Annotated in this window: 17 protein-coding genes; all 17 read right to left on the bottom strand. The window is 42.5% G+C overall.

The genetic code is table 11. The features are described from left to right. Nucleotides 1–402 precede the first annotated feature (402 nt). Entirely contained in the window at nucleotides 403–990 is a 588-nt protein-coding gene (locus LLF92_04785) for a hypothetical protein (GenBank protein MCE5340426.1), read from the bottom strand. A 26-nt stretch (nucleotides 991–1,016) separates the two neighbouring features. Next, complete coding sequence (locus tag LLF92_04790) at nucleotides 1,017–1,481, bottom strand: nucleotidyltransferase family protein (protein ID MCE5340427.1); 465 nt, start codon at nucleotides 1,479–1,481, stop codon at nucleotides 1,017–1,019. A gap of 329 nt (nucleotides 1,482–1,810) precedes the next feature. Then, the gene (locus LLF92_04795; protein MCE5340428.1) at nucleotides 1,811–2,692 is read right to left on the bottom strand and encodes an alpha/beta hydrolase; all 882 of its coding nucleotides are present in this window, start codon (nucleotides 2,690–2,692) and stop codon (nucleotides 1,811–1,813) included. Between the two features lie 144 nt (nucleotides 2,693–2,836). Further along, on the bottom strand, nucleotides 2,837–6,214 hold the full coding sequence (locus tag LLF92_04800; protein MCE5340429.1) for an MFS transporter: 3,378 nt from the start codon (nucleotides 6,212–6,214) through the stop codon (nucleotides 2,837–2,839). 107 nt (nucleotides 6,215–6,321) lie between these two features. After that, a complete protein-coding gene (locus tag LLF92_04805; GenBank protein ID MCE5340430.1) occupies nucleotides 6,322–8,973 on the bottom strand; it encodes a DUF2339 domain-containing protein in 2,652 nt (883 codons plus the stop codon). Between the two features lie 146 nt (nucleotides 8,974–9,119). After that, nucleotides 9,120–9,995, bottom strand: coding sequence for an alpha/beta hydrolase (locus tag LLF92_04810; GenBank protein ID MCE5340431.1), 876 nt, complete (start codon nucleotides 9,993–9,995; stop codon nucleotides 9,120–9,122). Between the two features lie 9 nt (nucleotides 9,996–10,004). Beyond that, the gene (locus LLF92_04815; GenBank protein MCE5340432.1) at nucleotides 10,005–10,412 is read right to left on the bottom strand and encodes a hypothetical protein; all 408 of its coding nucleotides are present in this window, start codon (nucleotides 10,410–10,412) and stop codon (nucleotides 10,005–10,007) included. 127 nt (nucleotides 10,413–10,539) lie between these two features. Next, nucleotides 10,540–11,118: a hypothetical protein gene (locus LLF92_04820; protein ID MCE5340433.1), complete on the bottom strand. Its 579-nt coding sequence runs from the start codon at nucleotides 11,116–11,118 to the stop codon at nucleotides 10,540–10,542. Nucleotides 11,119–11,143: 25 nt separating this feature from the next. Beyond that, entirely contained in the window at nucleotides 11,144–12,127 is a 984-nt protein-coding gene (locus LLF92_04825) for an ankyrin repeat domain-containing protein (protein ID MCE5340434.1), read from the bottom strand. 106 nt (nucleotides 12,128–12,233) lie between these two features. Further along, on the bottom strand, nucleotides 12,234–12,410 hold the full coding sequence (locus LLF92_04830; GenBank protein ID MCE5340435.1) for a hypothetical protein: 177 nt from the start codon (nucleotides 12,408–12,410) through the stop codon (nucleotides 12,234–12,236). 95 nt (nucleotides 12,411–12,505) lie between these two features. Beyond that, nucleotides 12,506–12,979: a MarR family transcriptional regulator gene (locus LLF92_04835; GenBank protein ID MCE5340436.1), complete on the bottom strand. Its 474-nt coding sequence runs from the start codon at nucleotides 12,977–12,979 to the stop codon at nucleotides 12,506–12,508. A 123-nt stretch (nucleotides 12,980–13,102) separates the two neighbouring features. Then, nucleotides 13,103–13,813: a DUF502 domain-containing protein gene (locus tag LLF92_04840; protein MCE5340437.1), complete on the bottom strand. Its 711-nt coding sequence runs from the start codon at nucleotides 13,811–13,813 to the stop codon at nucleotides 13,103–13,105. 119 nt (nucleotides 13,814–13,932) lie between these two features. After that, nucleotides 13,933–14,265 carry a 50S ribosomal protein L21 gene (gene rplU / locus LLF92_04845; protein MCE5340438.1) on the bottom strand — a complete coding sequence of 111 codons (333 nt, stop codon included), beginning with the start codon at nucleotides 14,263–14,265 and terminating at the stop codon, nucleotides 13,933–13,935. Nucleotides 14,266–14,440: 175 nt separating this feature from the next. Then, nucleotides 14,441–14,782 (bottom strand): PilZ domain-containing protein, encoded by a 342-nt coding sequence (locus tag LLF92_04850; protein ID MCE5340439.1) that lies wholly within the window; start codon nucleotides 14,780–14,782, stop codon nucleotides 14,441–14,443. Nucleotides 14,783–15,163: 381 nt separating this feature from the next. Continuing rightward, a complete protein-coding gene (locus LLF92_04855) occupies nucleotides 15,164–16,366 on the bottom strand; it encodes a hypothetical protein (GenBank protein MCE5340440.1) in 1,203 nt (400 codons plus the stop codon). A 12-nt stretch (nucleotides 16,367–16,378) separates the two neighbouring features. Further along, nucleotides 16,379–17,458, bottom strand: a complete 1,080-nt coding sequence (locus LLF92_04860; protein MCE5340441.1) for a hypothetical protein — start codon at nucleotides 17,456–17,458, stop codon at nucleotides 16,379–16,381. 23 nt (nucleotides 17,459–17,481) lie between these two features. Further along, on the bottom strand, nucleotides 17,482–19,368 hold the full coding sequence (locus LLF92_04865; protein MCE5340442.1) for a hypothetical protein: 1,887 nt from the start codon (nucleotides 19,366–19,368) through the stop codon (nucleotides 17,482–17,484). Between the last annotated feature and the right edge of the window lie 56 nt (nucleotides 19,369–19,424).

Below are 19,424 nucleotides of genomic sequence, written 5' to 3' on the forward strand. Positions count from 1 at the left end.
CGGAAGTTATTAACCGCATTTTTGTCTGCGCTGCTGAAAATTTATGAGATTTTTGTAAGATTGGCGGTGCACAAAGCCAAAGTATCCGTAACATAGGACGCGACTTTGCAATTAAAACCCACTTTTTCAGGGACGACTATATTAACCCATTAAAAATAATGAGGTTGCAATTCAAGACACGATTTAAACGCTGATAATTAAGTTTTGAGTCTTGAGTTCTTAGTTTTGAGTTGTGGAATCGGAAGAATTATAAAATAGCTTTAAAAACTTCTTGCAAAACACAAATCAATTTGTGTTTTACAAAAATAAAAGCGGAGCCCCAGAGACGATTTTTAGATACCGATTAACACTGTTATAAAATACGCATATCAAAGCACGAAACAAATTCACAATAAAATACCGTTAATTACTCTGTTCACTATTTTGACGTTGCTGCGTCCATAACAGATAAGGCGTAACACCAGCATCACACAAAACGTTTACGCAAGTACAGGCTTTTGAAAGGAAAATTACCCTTAGAACAGGAATAGCCAAACCGAGCAACCATCCTACATAAGGTATCCATCCCAATATATTTAATATTGGAATTGTTAAGCCAAGACCAGTCGACATTAGTGGCACATTAAGCTGTCTTTCGATAACTATTTTATTGTAATCCTTAGCCCATCCCCAGTAAACCTGAAATTCCCAGTATAGACTGAACACAGGTATAAATAAAAATCCAACGGCCTTGCCTGGAGTTGTTCTCGCAGATGGGCCACCTATTGCCGCCCACATTTTATACACCACAATCATTTCCACGACCAGTGCAACAAGAAGGAAAATAAAGCCCAGTAGTCCGGAACACAGCCACACTACTGCTACTACAGGAGAATAATGAGATGTATCCTCCAATGCAAACAACCCCATGGACAATGCCAACAACAACCAACCAAGCACAACACCTGATATATAAATACCCATATATAACCATGTACGCACCTTTTGCATTTGTCCCATCCTTAAAAATTATATCATTAACATTTTTTGTTTTTATTTGCTTTTTGAATTGCTTCGATATCTGCCAAATCTTTCAACCGGCCGGACGCTTTTTTGTTTGCGATGAATTCTTCTTTGCCGAGATAGAAAACATTCACATCGCCATATTGGCCTGCTATTTTTCCTCTTGAAGCGGTCTGCCAATCCACGCCGCTGATAGACATAATAATATCTATGCGAACAGGCGGATAGCCCAGTTGAATTATATTGTCAGGTTTTAAAAAATCAGCCTCTGTAAAATTCAAAGACGCAAAACCAAAATCACTTAACGCAGCAAGAATTTTTTTTGCGTTTTCAATGTCCGGCTTTATAAGCAAATCTATATCGCCGGTGAAACGAGGCGCACCGTGAAAAGCCAATGCAAAACCACCGACAACCAAATATTCAACTTTGTGAGCGTTGAATAATTCGAGCAACTCTTTGTAGTCTTTCTGTATTTCCATACATTTGTCTTCTTAAAATTTCGACGGCCTCTACGCGCTCTTCTGGCGTTTTGGAAAGCCAATACTCAAGGTTCTGGCCAATCTCCGAATCCTTCAAATTCTTTTTTGTTACCGTCTTTTTATCCATACAAACATTATACCTGTCTGAATATTTTTTGGAAAGCGGAAAAAGACACGAAAGAAAATTAAGATTGAAGATTGGTTCCGGGGATGAGGGTTATGCGCTTCCGTACCGGAAGCGGCTAAACAACCGGTCGAATAAATCGACCGGCTAACCGATGCGAATTCCCACCTATGCGTAAATGACATAAGAGCAAATATACTAACTTCTATTGATTCCTTATCATTATCGCTTTTTTGTTTTCTTTTAGTTCTAAATTTTTTTGCCAATTTTGTTTGCCGGATTCGAGGCTGCGGGCAAAGCCGTATTTCACGCCGTCGGCTTCATCGTAAATTTCACTGCCGCAGCGGTAATCGCTTTTGTGATATTGGCCGGTAATCGTCGCATAGTACCAGCGCAACGGAAATTTGTGCTCGGCAATCGCAGGGTCGGCGTGGGTTATGTCCACGTTATACGCATTTGTGAGATTTATCTCCGTTACGCCTAACGTAATATCCTTTATATAATAATGCTCAATCCATTTGACTTTCGTATTCTCCAATCTGCCAAGCTGCGACTGGTCGGAACCTTTCGGAACATACGCATCGAGAAACGTCAGGTGAATTCGCGTCTGCGTCTGCTTTTCAATCGCTTTGGCTGCACTATCGATAACCCAACAGCCTGCCGAATGGCCGATTAAATGGATATGCTCGAAATTTCCCAATGCCAATATCGCTTTGGCAAGTTGCGGGCCGGCGAAATCACGAGCATACTGAACAGAACTTACAGCGTTCAAAACCATTGCTCCATCACGCCATTCGAAGTATCCGCAGAGCCATTCATTGCTGTCGGCTTTCGTTTTTATCGCAGATGCGATGTCTTCGGCTAATTGCCCCTTTGCGCCGTCGAACCAGCCGTGTGTAACTATTACAATATTTTTTCTGTCTGACGGAACTTTAATCTGGGTACCAATTATAAGATTCGGCTCGCTATTTTTCTTCTTGTCAACAATTGAAATGATTCCGTTTTCCCGCTGTTTGATTTTCAGGGTGTTGGCGAAACAATCGCAGCAGCATAACATTGCAAAGAATAAAACTAAATATCTTTTCATCGTTTTATACCATAATAAAAACCGCGTGGGCTAAAGCCCACACTACGAATTCAAATTAAAAATCAAAATTTTGGAATTGTTGTTTTTACGAACCCGGCCAAAGTGTTGGCCGGGCTAAACACGATTTATTTACTCTGATGATTGTTATATTTTCTTTTTTATTGCCGCGATTTCTTTTAATTTTCCAAAGTTTATTTTTCCAGAACCCAACATCGGCATCGCATCTATTTCGATAAAATTCTCTTTTCGAGGCTTTGCGATGTTCGGCAAATCACTCTTGGCTGTAATATCATATAACTTTTCCGCAGGACCCGCCGTCATAACATAAAATACAATCAGTTCCTCGCCCTTCTTTTCGTCTTCGACAGCCGTTACAGCAACAACCGGTTCTGTCGCGGCGAGCGATTCGGTCAAAACCTGCTCAATCGCTCCATGCGGAACCATCTCGCCGCCAATCTTGCTGAATCGCGAAAGTCTATCCGTAATAGTAATGAAACCATCGTCGTCAATCTTCGCGATATCGCCGGTGTTGTACCAGCCGTCGTGAATAACGCCTGCCGTTTTTTCAGGGTCATTAAAATAGCCGAGCATAATATTCGGGCCCTTTATCATCAGCAGACCTTGTTCATCTGTGCCCATCGGCTCACCTGTTTCGATGTTCACAATTTTCGCCGCGATACCTGGCAGCAGATTGCCAACCGAACCTTGCTTTGTGCCAATCTGCGTTACAGCGTTAATCGACACATCCGGAATATTCAGTGAAACCACAGGCGAAAGTTCCGTTGCGCCGAAACCTTCGACCGGACGAATTCCAAATTTTTCCTGGAACGCGTCAATGATTCTCGGCTTTAATTTTTCCGCACCGCCGGCAACGATTCGCAGGCTCGTAAAATCCTCGCGCTCGGCACGGCGGATATAAGTTGATAAAAACGTCGGAGGCGCGAACATTATCGTCGAGCGGTTTTCACGCACGCTTTTGGCGACTGCCTGGCCGTCAAGAGGATTAGCGATATATGAAACTGAAACGCCGCTGGTCAACGGCATCCAACAGCCGCAGGTTAAACCGAACGAATGGAAGAACGGCAACGCACCGCACATATCGTCGCCTTTGCGAATCATCACAACCATTCGCACGCCTTCGATGTCCGAGATGATATTATGATGCGAAAGCATTACGCCTTTTGGTTTGCCGCTGGAGCCGGAGGAGAAAATTATCGTCGCAAGTTCGTCGCCGCCCTGCTTCATCGGTTCGGCAAGCAAACGTATCGGCATAAATCTTGCCTTGAGATACGCTCTGATTTTTTCCTTTTTAGTAATTGTCGCGATGATGTCCTCAAGGTAAATAATTTTATCGCTCTCGAAATTCATCTGCACTTTTTCGGCGAATTTGCGGGACGAAATTATATGTCTGATTCCGCACTGGTTAATCGCAAAATTTATATTCTCCTGACCGGCTGTAAAATTCAGATTTACCGCGATTCTGTTGGTCAGCGTAATCGCAAGATTTGTAAGCGCAGCTCCGGCCGAGGCCGGCAAAATCACGCCGAGCTTTTCGCCTTTGGTCGTCATCTTCTTAATTTTTTCGCCGAGAACGAGTGAACTGATAAATGTCATACCGTAATTCAGTAATTTTCCTGTGGAATCGGCGATGGCTTTTTTACGCCAGTTTTTTCGCGCGGCCTTGATGAACTGATAATTCAGCGAACGGGTCGGCGATTTTCTGCCGTTGAAATAATCGCACGAAAGCTCGGCGACCTTCTGGCGAACAATATGCGCTGAAGAATCCGCAGGCAAAGGCTGCCCGAAATGAATCGTCAGCGGATACGGGAAATCCTTTGGCAGCATCGAAAGCGGTCTACCACCATAATAACTGAATGTGCTGCCCCACACTCCGCCAAGATAAACTGGAATAATCGGCGCATCGGAGCCCTTCATTATCCGCTCGAAGCCTGCCTTGAAGCCTGCCATCATTCCGCTGCGCGTCATAATGCCCTCGGCGAAAATACAGACCATGAAACCCTCGTCGAGCGCTTTTCTGGCGAGATGAAAAGATTCTATTAACTGGCGAGGCGGGTCTGTCGAAGAAATTGGAATCACCCTCATCAATTTCACAAACGGCAGAACCCACCATTTTTTGTAATACTTTTTTTCGATAACAAACCTGATTCTGCGCTGGCCGGTCGCAAGCAGCAGAAACGCATCGACATACGAGACATGATTACTGACAAGCAGTGCGCTGCCTTTGACCGGTACATTTTCTGCACCGACAACTTTAATCTTGTAACAAAATCTTGTCAGAAGCACCGCGATGAAACGTGCGAGAAAATCCGGCAGCATAAATATCGTCGCAAGAGCGGGCACGAGCGTAATTATGCCAAGCACCATGAACATCTGCGAAGCGGATAATTTAAAAATACTGTTCAATACGTAAATCAGTACGCTTGCCAGCAGTACGCCAATCCAGCCGAGGAAAGCGGAAGCTGCGAGAATCTGGCCGCGTTTGGCCGCGGGACTGCGAAGCTGAATAAACGTGTCAATCGGCACAATGAAAAGGCCGGCGCTTACGCCCATTATGAACACCAGCAGAATCATAATATAAAAATGCGGAACAAAACCAAGGCCAATCGATGAAATTGTCAAACCAACCGCGCCGAGCGGCACAATTCCAAATTCCACATCACGGCCGGAAAGACGCCCCGCCCAAACGGAGCCGACGCCAATGCCCGCTGCGGTAATGACGAACAAATATGCGCTTTCTGTTTTGCTCAAGCCCAGATTGCTCATACCATACGGAATGAGATTAGAATAGATGAATCCGCCAATGAGCAGAAAATATGCTGACGCGGCGACGGCGAGGAGCAAATCCTTATCGCCGCTGATTTCCTTGAGCGTTCGCCAGATGTCTTTGCCGAAGATAACTGACGAACGCGCATCCGAACCGACAGCAATAGTTTTTTTGATTTGCAGACTTGCCGTAAAACCCAGCACCGCAATGACGATACAGGCTGCGCCTGCCATCGCAAAATTCTCGCCGGTAATCTGCGACATAAACGGCCCCATCGCTGTGCCGATAACAATCGCAAGATACGTCAGTGCTTCGAGAAGACCGTTTGCCTTTGAAAGTTTTTCGTGCTCGACAAGCTCGGGCAAAATACCGTATTTGGCAGGGCCGAAAAACGCGCTCTGTGCAGCCATTAGAAACAGAACACAATAAAGACCCAACTGACTGCCAAGCAAAAACGAGATGACGCCCGCGGTCATTATCACAATTTCAGCGAATTTCGCCAAGACGACGATTCTGCTTTTGCTGTACTTGTCGGCGAGTTTGCCCGCATACGCCATAAAAATCAGAAACGGTATAACAAATATCGCACTTGCAAGCGAAGTAACCTTCGCGGCGGACTGGTCGCCCTGAACGCCAATCAAAAAGAAAATCACCAGCAACTTGAAAATGTTATCGTTCAACGCACCCAAGAACTGCGTTGCGTTAAACCATTTGAACGAATTGTTTACAGTAGCCACAAAGACACCAAGACACAAAGGTTTTTATTTCTTTATTTACTTTTACTGTAGCCACGAAGGCACAAAGACACGAAGAAAATATTTTTTAAGGAATTATTTTCCCTGCGTTAATCTTTCTTTTCAGAGTCATTTAAAAACAACGTATCGAAAAAACCGTTTTTTCTTAAATACTGGTACAAATACGAAACGCCGACCAGCGTAATGCCTGTCATCAGGAACGCGGCGACACGATAAATATTTTTAATCTCGTGCGTATCAACTAAAAATACTTTTAACAGCAGAACGCCAAAAATCATAAAACTGATATAGCGAAGGAATCTATTGTTCCGCAAGAAGCCAAGCACCATTAAAACAAATGCGTAAACCGCCCAGGCAATCGAAATGCACATCTGTGCCATAAACTGCCAGTTTGTAATATATTCGCCATCAAGTGTTTTGTGCTGCCAGTAAAGATATATTTCCATTGTAAGAATAATCCACAACATAATTACGCCAGTGATTGAAAAGATGGTTTTAAATATCTTGTCGCTACTTGTAAATCTTGCGGCAAGAAATAAACCAGTTATAAACACTGCGGTAATCAGGAAATTAATATTCAAAAAGATTCTGAATTCAGTATGCTGCAAAAACTGATAACTTAACATAGTAAATACCGAACCAGTTATCGCCAAACCAACAGCTATGATTTTTGGGAAAATGCCTTTTGGGGCAAGCGGTCGAACCACAAATAACAATATACCCACAGCCAAAATAACGATATCGCCTCTAATAAGTTTATCGTCCGGCAGACTAATACTGTCACCGCAATAAAACACCCATTGAAAAGCAACTGCAAGCAAGAACAATGACCCCAATGCGATATAAAGGATTTGCGAACCAACATCTGAAATTTTTCTGTACCTGATTTGATAAATCAGCATAACTGCCAAAAATACCAGAATTATTGCAAAGTCAACATTCTTAAACACTGGTTTTGGAAAAGGATTATTACATATTGCCATACAACAAAATACAGCACTTGCGATAATCAACACCCACGATAAAACTTCTGAAAATTTTCCTTCGGGTTTAATAAATCTTGGCATAAACATTATCAGCATACCGGCGAAAATAATCAATTGTCCGGTTTGTTCACTCATATAATTTGTTTTACACGCAGACCACTCCATCCAGCAGGCGGCAAACAATAAAATCATCGATATGCCGTAAAGGATTTGCGTTAATACCGCGTAACTGCTTTCGGTTTTGTTTTTACGGTACATTAAATGGATCACAAAAATGGATGCGGATACGAGTGCCCATCTTCCAAATTCCACATTAAGAATAAAATTCTCTCTGTGTGTCGGCATATCGACAAGCAGGCAAATTATGCTGCCGGTCATAACGATTAAGCCCGCGGCTTGTGTTAAAATGCTCTTGTATCGCAAACCAATGTACGAAAGCACCGCTGCCTCAAGTGCCCACGTAACTGTTGTCGCATCCAATTTGAAATACAGCGGCACGGCAAGCGTAACACAGAAAATGCCAATCGCCTGCAAACTCATCCGCAGATTAATATCCTCTTTGCAGCGTTTATATACTATCGCGGCAAGCATCAAATGAGCAGCCGCCATTGTCAGAGACATCAACGCAAGGTAATCCCTGAACCAGTCGAACAGAATCGCGGAAAAGAAATATAATGTTACGGCCGCGTTGGCAAGAATCAGGCAGACTTCTTCGGTACGTGCCTTTGTCTTTTTGGTAATGCTGTAAAGAACCGGCATAACTAAATAAATCGTCGAAAAAACTCCAAGCCAGCCAAGCACAAACAAAATTTCGCTCGTCGTCAGTGCCCCGCCTTTGGAGAGCGTGGCGTAAATCATGGAACTGTAAAACCATCTTGCGAAAAGGCCGAAAGTGCCGGCGAAGGCAAGCAGATTTATCACACGCCATCTGCGGTAATATGCGCAGACCATCGCACCTGCACCGAGAATCAAAACATAAACAAACAACGGCGTCGGGTGAACAACTTTCAATAGAACCATCGCGGGCGTCGTGAATCCGCCAAGCAAACTCAAAAACGCAATCAGCAATTCATCAAGCACAACGGCATACACCATCGCGCCGATAGTTATGATGCTCGCGGCGGTGCAGGCGGGAATGTAGCCGATTAAATTGTAAATCTGATATGCCGAGAAGACCGCGGCGTAAAGAATCGCAAAGCCCATTGCTGTAACACCCTTTGCGACAAAGCCGAAGCCCTGACGGCGTGTGATTTCGCCGGCCAGCAGCGCGATTAGTCCGAAAATTGTAACGGCGATGACTCTGCCCTGCGGACCCATCGAGAAATTATCATAAGCAAATTTCAAAAAGAATCCGACGCCAACGAAAACCGTAATAATGCCGGCGACGAGCAGCCATCGTGTGCCGATTTTCTGCTCCAACACTCCTATTTCTCTGCTGCGTTCTCTTTTTTCGTGTTTGATGTATTTATCGAACTCGGTTTCAATATGCTGCGGTTCTTTCGGCTGCTCCTGAACAGTGAACACAGGCAGCGGCGGAGGTACGGGCTTTTCGCTTTCCGATTTTTCAACGGGAATCGCGGGAATTTCCGGAATTTTAGGCTCTATTGGTTTTGGTTCGTAACCAATTCTCTGCCGCGGCTGCGAAGCGGATTTCTCACTTGCCTTGTTTAATGCGATGATGGAAATTATCAAGGCAATCGGGCCGGTCAAGACACACAGCGTTTTAAGCATCGACCAATACATAAAGCATTCCATAGTTTAGTCCTTGTATAAACTTGATATATTAAATATCAAAATGCAAAAATCAAAATGACAAATTAAAATTCAAAAATAATATGCCGAAGGCATTCCACAATCCCCGCCTGCGCGAGGACAAGTTTTGATATTTGATTTTTAATTTTTTACTTTTTTACCAAATAATCTCTTATCAACTCAAACACTTCATCTCTGTATTGTTTTGCTTCGTTGAAAAATTCGTGCTGGGCGTTTTCGACGAATTCAATGTCGGCATTTTTGAATTTCGCGAGAATAAACTTAAGATTGTATTTCCACGCAACGGTCGTATCGTTTGTGCCCTGAACAACAAAAACAGGTTTGTTAACCACAGGCATCTTACTGATTTTCTTTTCCCATTTAAAAATCGCCCTGACCCAGCGAAGCGAAATTGACTTCACCTGCAAATGATCGCGATGCTTGAGAAAATCAACGTACTGCGCATCGGACGAAATATTTCTGAACAGCCTGAAAATGTGCTTCATAAACGGCATATAAATCGCGCAGCCGATTTTCGACAGGTGCCACAGCTTAAATCGTACCAAAGGAGCGGCAAGAACGACCTTGTCGAAATCGCCGCTGCCAAAGCCGGTGATATAATCCATTACAATAGCGCCGCCAGTACTGTGGCCGACGATGTGGAATGGGCCGTGCAATTTTTCCTTAATAATACTCAAAAATTCGTCAAGTGCGATTGTGTACTGTGAAAAATCACTGGTTACGCCGCGGTCGCCGCCGGAAAGGCCGTGGCCGGGCAAGTCGAACATCGCGACGGCCATATGATTATCGAGCATATATTTGATAAACTTGCCGAACGTGCCGCAGTGTACGAGATAGCCGTGGACAATAATTACAGTTGCTCGATATTCCTTCGGCTGGAAAACCTGCCCTACTAATTTATTACCGCCTGCGCTGAAATCGAAACATTGATGTTCAACGCCGTCGAATGTCAGGCCGTAAAATTGTGAGTATTCCTCAAACGTTTTGAAATTTTTATTAAACATATAGTATCCTTACTTTTTCATTCCAACAATGCCGCAAATCACGCTGCCCAATGCTCCAACTGCGAACAGAATCGGGCAGACCAATACAGCAAGGATAAAAAATACCGCCTCATCGCCGGTTTTACCAGCGAAAAACAGCCCGTAAACAACATTGTGCAGCACGGCACAAAGCGGAATCCCCGCCGCGGAGGCACCGGCGAGGGTGAAAAATACCTTTTTGACTTTCGCCTCTTTGATTTTGACGCTTAAAATAACTTCAACAATCCCAAGCACAAAAAACGCACACGCCATGGCAAGCAAAACGAAAATCGGCAAATGCCGAAGGCTCATACGCTCATTCAAACCGAAAATGCTGACCATCAGTACGGCGAAAATCACGACCAGAACCGCTAAAACAATATTTCGCAATTTCTCCATTTTTTAAGCTCCTTAATAGCCACCAAGGCACCAGACATTGAATATTGTAGATTGAAGATTGTAGATTTTTATAAGTATCACGCCGAAGGCGTTCCTCAAATCTTCATTCTTCATTCTTAAATCTTAATTAATTTTCGCCTTCGCGGTAAAATGTCATCGGTTCTGCGAAAATCGAATTTGCATCGTCAACGTTCACGCCGTAATCAATAACAAAATCCCGCAGGTCGTTCGTATCGGCCGAGAGAATGAGTCTGTCGTTCAGCTTTTCATATTTAATCGCATTCGGTTCTGCCTCGATTATTTTATCAACCTTTTCGCAATCGACCAGAGCAATTTGCAGCGTCGGGGAGATTTGCTTTACCCACATAAACGAATGCATTCCCAACATATGCTGCTTGTATAAATCGTTGTCGTTTTCATCGCTTGGGAAAATATCGAGGAAAAGATTATTGTCGATTTCGCCAAGTCCCGCTGTGAAAATTCCAGTCTTGCCGTCGTCTGTTACAACAAGTTTATAGGCATTAGCATCTTCTATTTTGCTGAACTCCCACGTTTCATTCGAATCTTTTGGTATCCAGATGCCGACAAGATTCGGGTCGAAAAAAACATCCTTTTCAGTAAACAACGGCTTGAGCGACGGCTGTACACAGCCTGTCAAAAAAATCGCCGCTGCATAAAACATTACTACACCAATTTGCTTTTTCATAAAATTTCTCCTTAAAATAAACATTCTATTTTTCAACTGCACCATATTGACTAAGTATTTTCACGATTTTTCTTTCTTTACATTCGAGTGCTTGAGCCAATGGAGTTTTGCCTTTAGTATTTTTGATATTTATATCACATCCGTTTTCAATAAGAATTTTTACTATATCTTCTTTTTTGCATTTCCAGATAAAACGGCTGATTGCTAAGCTAAGCGGCGTTTCCCCCGCGTTATCCTGGATATTAACATTTGCACCATTAGCAATTAAATATTGAATTACATACACGTCCTGACCATAAGTAATTGCTTCATGTAACGGTGTGCTACCCTCGTTGTTTTTAACATTAATTTCAATTTCATTTTGGACTAATAATTCAATAAAACATCTACTGTCCTTGTTCCAATATACTGCTTTATGCAGTGCATTTTCACCGAGATCGTCTTTAGCATTTACATTTGCACCATTTTCAATCAAGAGTTTACCTATTTCACTATCGAAACTTGATTGATGTAAAGGCGTTTGATTTACATCATCTCGTATGTTTACATCTGCTCCGTTGGCAATTAATAATTCCGCCAATTTTTTTCCTATATTTTTGTTACATATTCTATCTAAACAAACAGTAAGAGCCGTCTCGCCTCTGTGGTCTTTAGCATTCACATCGGCACCATATGCTAATAAAATTTTAGCAGCTTCTCTTCGATTATTTGCTATCGCGTAATGCAAAGGCGTCTCTTGATAATATCCTCTTGCATTTATATCTGCACCATTTTTGATGAGCGTCTTAATAACATTTGGTTCACCCTTAATAGCGGCAAAATGCAAGGCTGTAAGTCCGTTATTTGTTTTAGCATTTATATTTACTCTTTCATTGAGCACCTTATTTATAGTTTTTTTATTGCCAGATAATACTGCTTTGTGCAATGGAGTATAGGTTTCATTACATCCAACTAATGGCAGGAAAAACATAGAGCATAATATTACAGATATTTCTTTTAAATTTTTCATTTTATTTCCACCTTATATTCGCCACTACATAAAACACCACTATACCAATTCTCTTTTTCATAAAAATTCTCCTAAAAAAAATCTTCGTGCCTTCGTGGTGAAAAAATTAATCAACTTGATACAAAATTTCACAAAGTTCTGCTTCCGGCGATACAGTGGATTTGTGATTGCATTTGAATAATCCAAAGCCAATCGCACCGACTACTACCAGAGCCAAAATAATCCAATGACTTTTCATAATCCCGCGTTCAATTCTTTTTCTTATTGTAAATCTTCTTTTCATTTTTTTATTTCCTTTATATGTATATTGTTAATATCTTAACTATTGATTTAAAAAAAATCGTTTAATCGCAGATTACGCAGATTCCACTGATTGTTTTAGTTTCCATTTATATTTTCTCTAACTTTTTCAAGTATGGATATAAGCTTCTTTAAATCACCCAGACCGAATCCAGTCATTGCCTGCTTTATAATTTTGTCATACATCGGCTCGGCCTTTTCAAAAACCTTTTTACCCTTTGTGGTCATCTTGATAATGTTTGTTCGGCGGTCGCCAGACAGGCTCGTTCTTTCGACCAATGATGTTTTTTCCATTCTGTCAATCAGCGTCGTTACATTTGCGCGATTGACGAGCATCATATCGCTCAACTGAACCTGGCTCAAACCTTCGCCGCCACCCTGATAACTCAAAAGCATCATCACGTTAAACTGCACATCTGTTAAGCCAAGCGTTTTGAAGAACGCATCAGCACGTTTCTTGAGGCTGGCTGTTGTATAGTAAATATTCAGCATCGCTTCATGTTCGACTACGTCGAACCCCCTTTTCAATTTTAATTCTTCTTTTAATGCCATCTTTTAAATTCCAAATATCAATTACTAATTAAATGTTAATATATAAACTATATACCTGCAAACCTTTTGTCAACAAGAAAAATTTAAAAAAATGAAAATTTTTGAATTGCCGTCTTAAGTTCTTTATTTTTCGGGACTTAAAATTTTATCTGCTTTTGCTAAAAATGATTTTTCCGGCATCAGGATACCGAAAGAAATCAGTGTTTTAAATGCGTCTTCGACGGTTATATCGGTTTTAACTACCTCTTCTGAACGCAATATAAGGAAAAAACCCGTAGTCGGGTTGGGTGTTGTAGGCACAAACACCTTGCATAATGTTTCACCTTTTTCATTATTTATATAGCCGGTCAGAAAACCAATTGAAAGCATTTCCGGCCTTGGGAAACCAACCAGCACAACCGACATAAACGCCTCTTTGCCGGGCAAAGACATCGCGCCCATAACCTGCTTTGTCGCACCGTAAACGGTTCTTAATACAGGAATCTTCAGCAGTATCCATTCGCCGATAGAAATCAGTTTCCTGCCCAAATACCTTTGCGCAAAGAAACCGACAAGATACACGAGCATAAGAAGAATCAAAATCGACAGGATTGAAGTCGCAATACTTACATACGCGGGCGGACTCGTCTGCAATTCGGGATTTTTGATTACCAGCGCCAAAAGTGTCAGCAGCCAGGGCTTTAAAAACCCTGCCATCCAGCTAAAGACCCACCGCATCACCAGCAATGTAACGCCAAAAGGCATTAATATTAAAATTCCGGCCAGAAAATGATTACGCAGGTCTTTCTTGAAAACCGTCCAGCCCGATACTTTTTTGTTTGTGTCTTTTGCCATTTTTAAATCCCTTTATGCCCAACCGCACATATTTTAATATCGCGCTGAATGATTGTCAGCAAAAAAAAAGGGCGAGTATTAACTCGCCCTTGTCGGTTATTCAATTTTCTAAAAATCAATTAAGCAGAAATTTTTTCTATCATAACTTCCATATATTTTTGACGGTGGCCGATACGTTTCTTGCTGGCCTTGCGGCGTCTGAAATACGTCGGGAACAGCTTTGGACCCTTTACGAGTGAATCTTCCGCATTTTCAGTTATGAATTTAGCCGTAACTTTAGCGCCATCAACATAAGGTGCGCCGATTTTCGCGTCTTTGCCTTCGCCAACCATCAAAACTTTGTCAAACTCTATTGTTTTTGCATCAGGACTAACATCAGCAAGCTCGATTTTAAGCTTGTCGCCCTGCTGAACTTTAAATTGTTTTCCGCCCTGTTCAATTATTGCGTACATTTTTTACTCCAGTTTTTAATTTTATCCAAATCCAAAATTTGAGGGGCGTATTATAGACATAGCAGGTATCTATGTCAAAGCAAAATTTTGGAATTACAGCCACAAAGACACCAAGACACTAAAATATTAACTATATTGTAACTTTTTGTGCCTTCAAGCCTTAGTGGCTAAGGATCTATGCGAATTGAACAGCAACGCCGATTGTAGCGTCTGTTGTCAAAGATTCGCGCTGAACTCGCAGAACCTTACCGCTTTTAATCCTTGCGAACTGGCCTTTTTTCTCTGCAAGCGCCGTTGTACGCGGGAAATTAATCTCAACAATATGCCCGGGACGAACAGGTGCCGACATTGGCAATGAAATATAAACCCCGCCCTTGGCGACATTTACAGTTCGGCCATTGAAGAATCTGTTTGCTTCCGGCAGCCAAATACTTACCGGCCAGCTCAAATCAGTTCTGTTAGCACTTCTGTTCTCTACTGACGTTTCTACGGCTTCTACTGTCTCTAACATTGTCATAAATCAACTCCATTTGTTTATAAAATCATTTTCCACTAATAACTAAATTATCGTCTTTGTTAAGATAGATAAAATAGTGTATTTAGGGGAAATATTGAAATTAGTTAAAATTATCTTCAAAGAGCCTGTTTTTCGCTTCAAATTACGCTTTTATCGGTAGTTAACAAAAAATATTTTTAACGCAATTTAAAGACCTTGAACATCTATTATTGTAAGATTAAAATTACCTATTTAATTCTCGCAGGGTTAGAGGTTTTTATTAGTGAAATTTTATGAATGAAGAAATTACTTGCAGAAAAAACGCTATATGAGACCTCTGGAAACCCACCCTCCGCAGAAGCCATTACCTCTTGTTTATTACCATTTTGCATTGATAAGGTTTTAGTTTATTGCACCATACAATTTTGCGGCTGCATACAACTCTTGAATATTTTGAACAGGAGTTCCCGGAGCCAGATTATTCGCTGCAATCATAACGAATTTCCCGCCAGCCATAACACCTGAATGGCAAATCCTCTGAACTTCACTACGGATATCTTCGATAGTTCCATCTTTGATAACCATCACTGTAGGACCACCTTTGATTTCCACATCCATTCCCAATTCCTTTCGCAGTCGGCCGTGGTCAACAGGAAATCCCGTATCAAAACTCCTGACATTAAGGTGATTGGCAAGGAAACTGAAATGCCTGGTTGCGTCTCCACACAGGTGTATACCAACATAGCTTCCATCGCAGAACTCGTCCACCAGCCGCTTGTGGTAAGGATAGACATACTCCTGATAATGTTTCGCAGAAACCAGAGCAATCGCATCATCGGCAAAGCAAAATTTTGCCTGCTTGAATTTATCCTTATCGGGCGATTCTGGAAATTTATCCCATCTCCGCTGACGCATTAGTTTCATCCGTCTGATAAGGTTATCTGTAATCCATGTCATCAGATCGTGATAGTATTTCTCATCCGTCAGCATATCAACAAGCAGGTTATCCGCTCCCCGTAATTTATAGGCCAAATCCAAGGGGCCGTCAGTTCCCTCACCGCAAGTCATTTGCATAACATGCACAGGCCTGCCTTCATATTCTCGATGCTTACAAGAATCGAACATATAATCTTGAAATTCCAGTACCCGCCCCATCAAACCGTGCTCGACAGGCAGTTCTTTTGGGAATTCGTAAAGTTTTTCTTTATGCTCTTTGAGAATTTCCCTGGTATCAGGAACCTGGCTTGGTATGTATTCCAGGGGACAGCCTACCCAACCGGCATCATAGGAATTCTGAAAATCAACACTTACCGACCAGCCGTCTTCCGGCAAACCCATCTCGCGATCACAAACCCAATGAAATCGCTGCCATTTCTGATATTCAAGTTGTGCCTGAATATGAATTTCTGGATTTTCAAAAAAATCACGAAATGACCAGCCATTTGTATTAACATGAGGATTCAGAAAATAATTGGTGATACTGCCGATCACACTTACAGGAACGCGATAAGGCCGTCCTTGATTGTAAGCTTGCCATACTCTGGCAACCTCTTCATTGTGAGCACGAAAATCAATTTTTTCATTAATAAAAAAAGACAATGTCATAGCCTCCTTTTGCTACCCTTTACAGGGTTTGAATTTAGTTAAGCCAAATACTTCTCTGTAAGCATTCACTACCGCTATATAATTTTCAAATGGCACACTGCTTGTAATCGCATTGCTAGCACAGAGGATGTGCCCGCCTTTTCCCTGACCTTGCTCAATACACTTTATTACAGCCTGCCGCACCTCCTGTGGCGAGCAGAACGAAAGCGTATTTCCACAATCCAGGTTTCCGTAAAATGTAACCTTGTCGCCATACATGGCCTTAAGTTTGTCTAATTCCATTCCGGCATGCCGGTCGATTTCAAGATAACCGTCAACCTCGCATCCGAACAGAAAATCTTCTATTACAGACCAAAGGTTCCCATCACTGGCGTTGATTGCGTATCCTCCCAGACTGTGAATCCTGCGAGAAATCTTTTGAACTTCAGGAACAATAAATTCACGGTATGCTTGCGGCGAAATCATAGGACGGTTACCGGCAAAATCGCCCCCTACCCCGAATTGATCTATTCCCAGACTGAAATATTTATCAATCATTCCCAAAACCTGCTTTGTAGCCAGTGCGAAATGCTGATGCGCAACATCCGGCGCGAGCAGCATTGTCTGCATAAGTTCAACATCTGTCCATATTCCATGAGCATAGGCAGGGGCAAGTATCGGCAAATCCACATCGCGGCGATTCATTTCTTTGTTGAGACACTCATAAATAAAAAAACTCTCTTCAGCTAATCCGATATTTTGCGAAGCTATTTCATTTCTTTTCCGAACAAATTCGACAGGATCGTCACGATTCAATTCCTGTAACGCTTCAAACGGATTGTGCTTTTTTTGAGACAGCTGATTTGGAATCACATAGAGCATATCCCAGCCAAGAAGCATAGCCAAGTCTAACTGGTCGACAGCGCTCTGCTGCACCGCATCCAGCCACCCTTTTTCGAGTACAATCGCATCCCAGTTATCAGGATCGCCCGCATATTTACGTCCAAGCAGAATATCTGCAATCGGCGACAATAAAACATATTCAAAAACTGGCGTTCGATCCGGCTCTCTATGATTTAGTGAGACTTCTATTCGTTGTCTGGAACTTAACATCACTTATAATCCTTTTTGATTTGTCATAAATTAAGGCCATTCACATTCACTATCGTTTCTGTTACCTGATCTTTTGTTATTGCTGCGTTCTGTTTTTCTGTCGAGAGAATTCTGTCCATATGCCACTTGTAAACCCATTTAAATACGAATACGCCTGCAATTGCTATTGCCGCCAGCAATCCAGCTTTAAGATAATTTGCTACAAACAACGCTGAAAGGCTTAGCACCGCACTATCCATCCACACTGCGCCCGTGAGTACTGCCAGAATTCCCGAAAAGAACACACGACGCGATGACAAGCCCAGTACCTCACCATCATCCTCTAACACTTTCTTCTTTATTGGCCCCCATGCCCCGAAAGGCAATGCACGCCGATAAAAATTCTTTAACACTTGCGTGTCTTCAGGTTTTGTCAGCAATGTTACTATTATCCAGAGCATAGTCGTTATACTGATAGCAATAAGTACCTGTAAAACCTGAAGCTGCTGTGTGGAAGATTCATCACCGCCAAGATGCTGATTCCACCATGGTATAATTCGCAGCACACTGCCAAGCGTAAGATATATCGTAGGCCCGCCGACAGTAGCTGTAAGCCACGACCATATATTAACTCTCCACCAAACCCATTGTCCCCAACCCAAAAGAGCTGCCGGCGCAAAAAAACCGGCTATAATAATCATCATACCAAATAAGCTTTTAGAAAAAAAGAGTATTACGACCGCCGCAGCAAGCAGGCCTATCATCGAAAGTCTGCCGATCCACATCGCCTTACCGTCTGAAATACTACCAAAAATCGGGCGGCAAATGTCATTGACCAGTGTCTGTGCGCTGTAGTTGAGATGTCCCCCGATCGTTGCCATTACTGACGCCATTACCGCCGCAAGCGCCAGTCCAAGCAATCCGACAGGCAGATAATCCTGCAACATAATGCCATATATTTGCTCTCTTTGCGAAGGTGTAGCCTTGTACATCTCCGGATGTTCCACCAACGATCCCAGTGTGGGCAATGTCATTACCAAGAGCATTACAAACAAGGCTATTGCCGTCCAGACATATACTTTGCTCGCCTCGCGAGGCGATTTGCAAGAAAAAATCCGCTGTCCTTCAGCTCCGATATTGCCGCCAGCGCCCAAACTATACACAAGCACAAAGGCAATCACCATAAATGGTCCGAATACTCGGTGTCCCCGCACCGGCAGCAGGGAAAAAATATTCTGTGAATCAATGCCGTGTGCATCAACTATTGATGCCGCAAGTCCCGCCGGCCCATGGAAGTGGATCAACACCAATATCAGCAATGCAAGACTCGAAATAAGTATGATGCTCATCTGTACCAAATCATTAACCACGACCCCGCTATAGCCCGATATCCAGACATAAATTAGCAGCACCGGCAATATGAACGATAGCGTAATCAGTTTGTTTTCAATGCCGAAAACCGGGCCTATAATCATGTGTACGCCAAGCATTCCCATTCCCATAAACGGCACTAAGCACAATGCAATTGCAGAGAATGAACTCCATATACGCACAAACTTAGCACTTCTACCTCCAAAACGAAGTGTAAAGAACTCGGGACCTGTCGAAATACCCATGCCCCTCCACTTTACCGCAAAGAACATGCCCGCTATCAACAAACCGAATGTGAATGCCGACAGATAATACCAGCACACCGACAGCCCAACTACCACTGTCAGCCCGCAATAGGTAGGACCAACATTGGCATTCATGCAGGTTACCGCATATGAAATTCCGTTGAGCCAGCCCGGCATTTTACGACCGGCAAGAAAATAGCCGTCTTCTTTATGAGCATTGCTATGGAGTAATTTGCTTGCAAACACACCAAATATGAATGTCGCAAGAAGATATAAACAGACAACAACAGCATCTATTCCATGTTTTATATGCATTTGGCACCACCTTAAAGGATCGCAAGCAATTAATTTTTGCATTCACATAATTGATA

Source organism: Planctomycetaceae bacterium, from assembly GCA_021371795.1.
In the GTDB taxonomy this organism is placed as follows: Bacteria; Planctomycetota; Phycisphaerae; order Sedimentisphaerales; family UBA12454; genus UBA12454.

Coding starts and splice junctions, on each gene's coding strand:
- LLF92_04785 (MCE5340426.1), bottom strand. CDS start 990: ATGCAAAAGGTGCGTACATGGTTATATATGGGTATTTATATATCAGGT.
- LLF92_04790 (MCE5340427.1), bottom strand. CDS start 1,481: ATGGAAATACAGAAAGACTACAAAGAGTTGCTCGAATTATTCAACGCT.
- LLF92_04795 (MCE5340428.1), bottom strand. CDS start 2,692: ATGAAAAGATATTTAGTTTTATTCTTTGCAATGTTATGCTGCTGCGAT.
- LLF92_04805 (MCE5340430.1), bottom strand. CDS start 8,973: ATGGAATGCTTTATGTATTGGTCGATGCTTAAAACGCTGTGTGTCTTG.
- LLF92_04810 (MCE5340431.1), bottom strand. CDS start 9,995: ATGTTTAATAAAAATTTCAAAACGTTTGAGGAATACTCACAATTTTAC.
- LLF92_04815 (MCE5340432.1), bottom strand. CDS start 10,412: ATGGAGAAATTGCGAAATATTGTTTTAGCGGTTCTGGTCGTGATTTTC.
- LLF92_04820 (MCE5340433.1), bottom strand. CDS start 11,118: ATGAAAAAGCAAATTGGTGTAGTAATGTTTTATGCAGCGGCGATTTTT.
- LLF92_04825 (MCE5340434.1), bottom strand. CDS start 12,127: ATGAAAAATTTAAAAGAAATATCTGTAATATTATGCTCTATGTTTTTC.
- LLF92_04830 (MCE5340435.1), bottom strand. CDS start 12,410: ATGAAAAGAAGATTTACAATAAGAAAAAGAATTGAACGCGGGATTATG.
- LLF92_04835 (MCE5340436.1), bottom strand. CDS start 12,979: ATGGCATTAAAAGAAGAATTAAAATTGAAAAGGGGGTTCGACGTAGTC.
- LLF92_04840 (MCE5340437.1), bottom strand. CDS start 13,813: ATGGCAAAAGACACAAACAAAAAAGTATCGGGCTGGACGGTTTTCAAG.
- rplU (MCE5340438.1), bottom strand. CDS start 14,265: ATGTACGCAATAATTGAACAGGGCGGAAAACAATTTAAAGTTCAGCAG.
- LLF92_04850 (MCE5340439.1), bottom strand. CDS start 14,782: ATGACAATGTTAGAGACAGTAGAAGCCGTAGAAACGTCAGTAGAGAAC.
- LLF92_04855 (MCE5340440.1), bottom strand. CDS start 16,366: ATGACATTGTCTTTTTTTATTAATGAAAAAATTGATTTTCGTGCTCAC.
- LLF92_04860 (MCE5340441.1), bottom strand. CDS start 17,458: ATGTTAAGTTCCAGACAACGAATAGAAGTCTCACTAAATCATAGAGAG.
- LLF92_04865 (MCE5340442.1), bottom strand. CDS start 19,368: ATGCATATAAAACATGGAATAGATGCTGTTGTTGTCTGTTTATATCTT.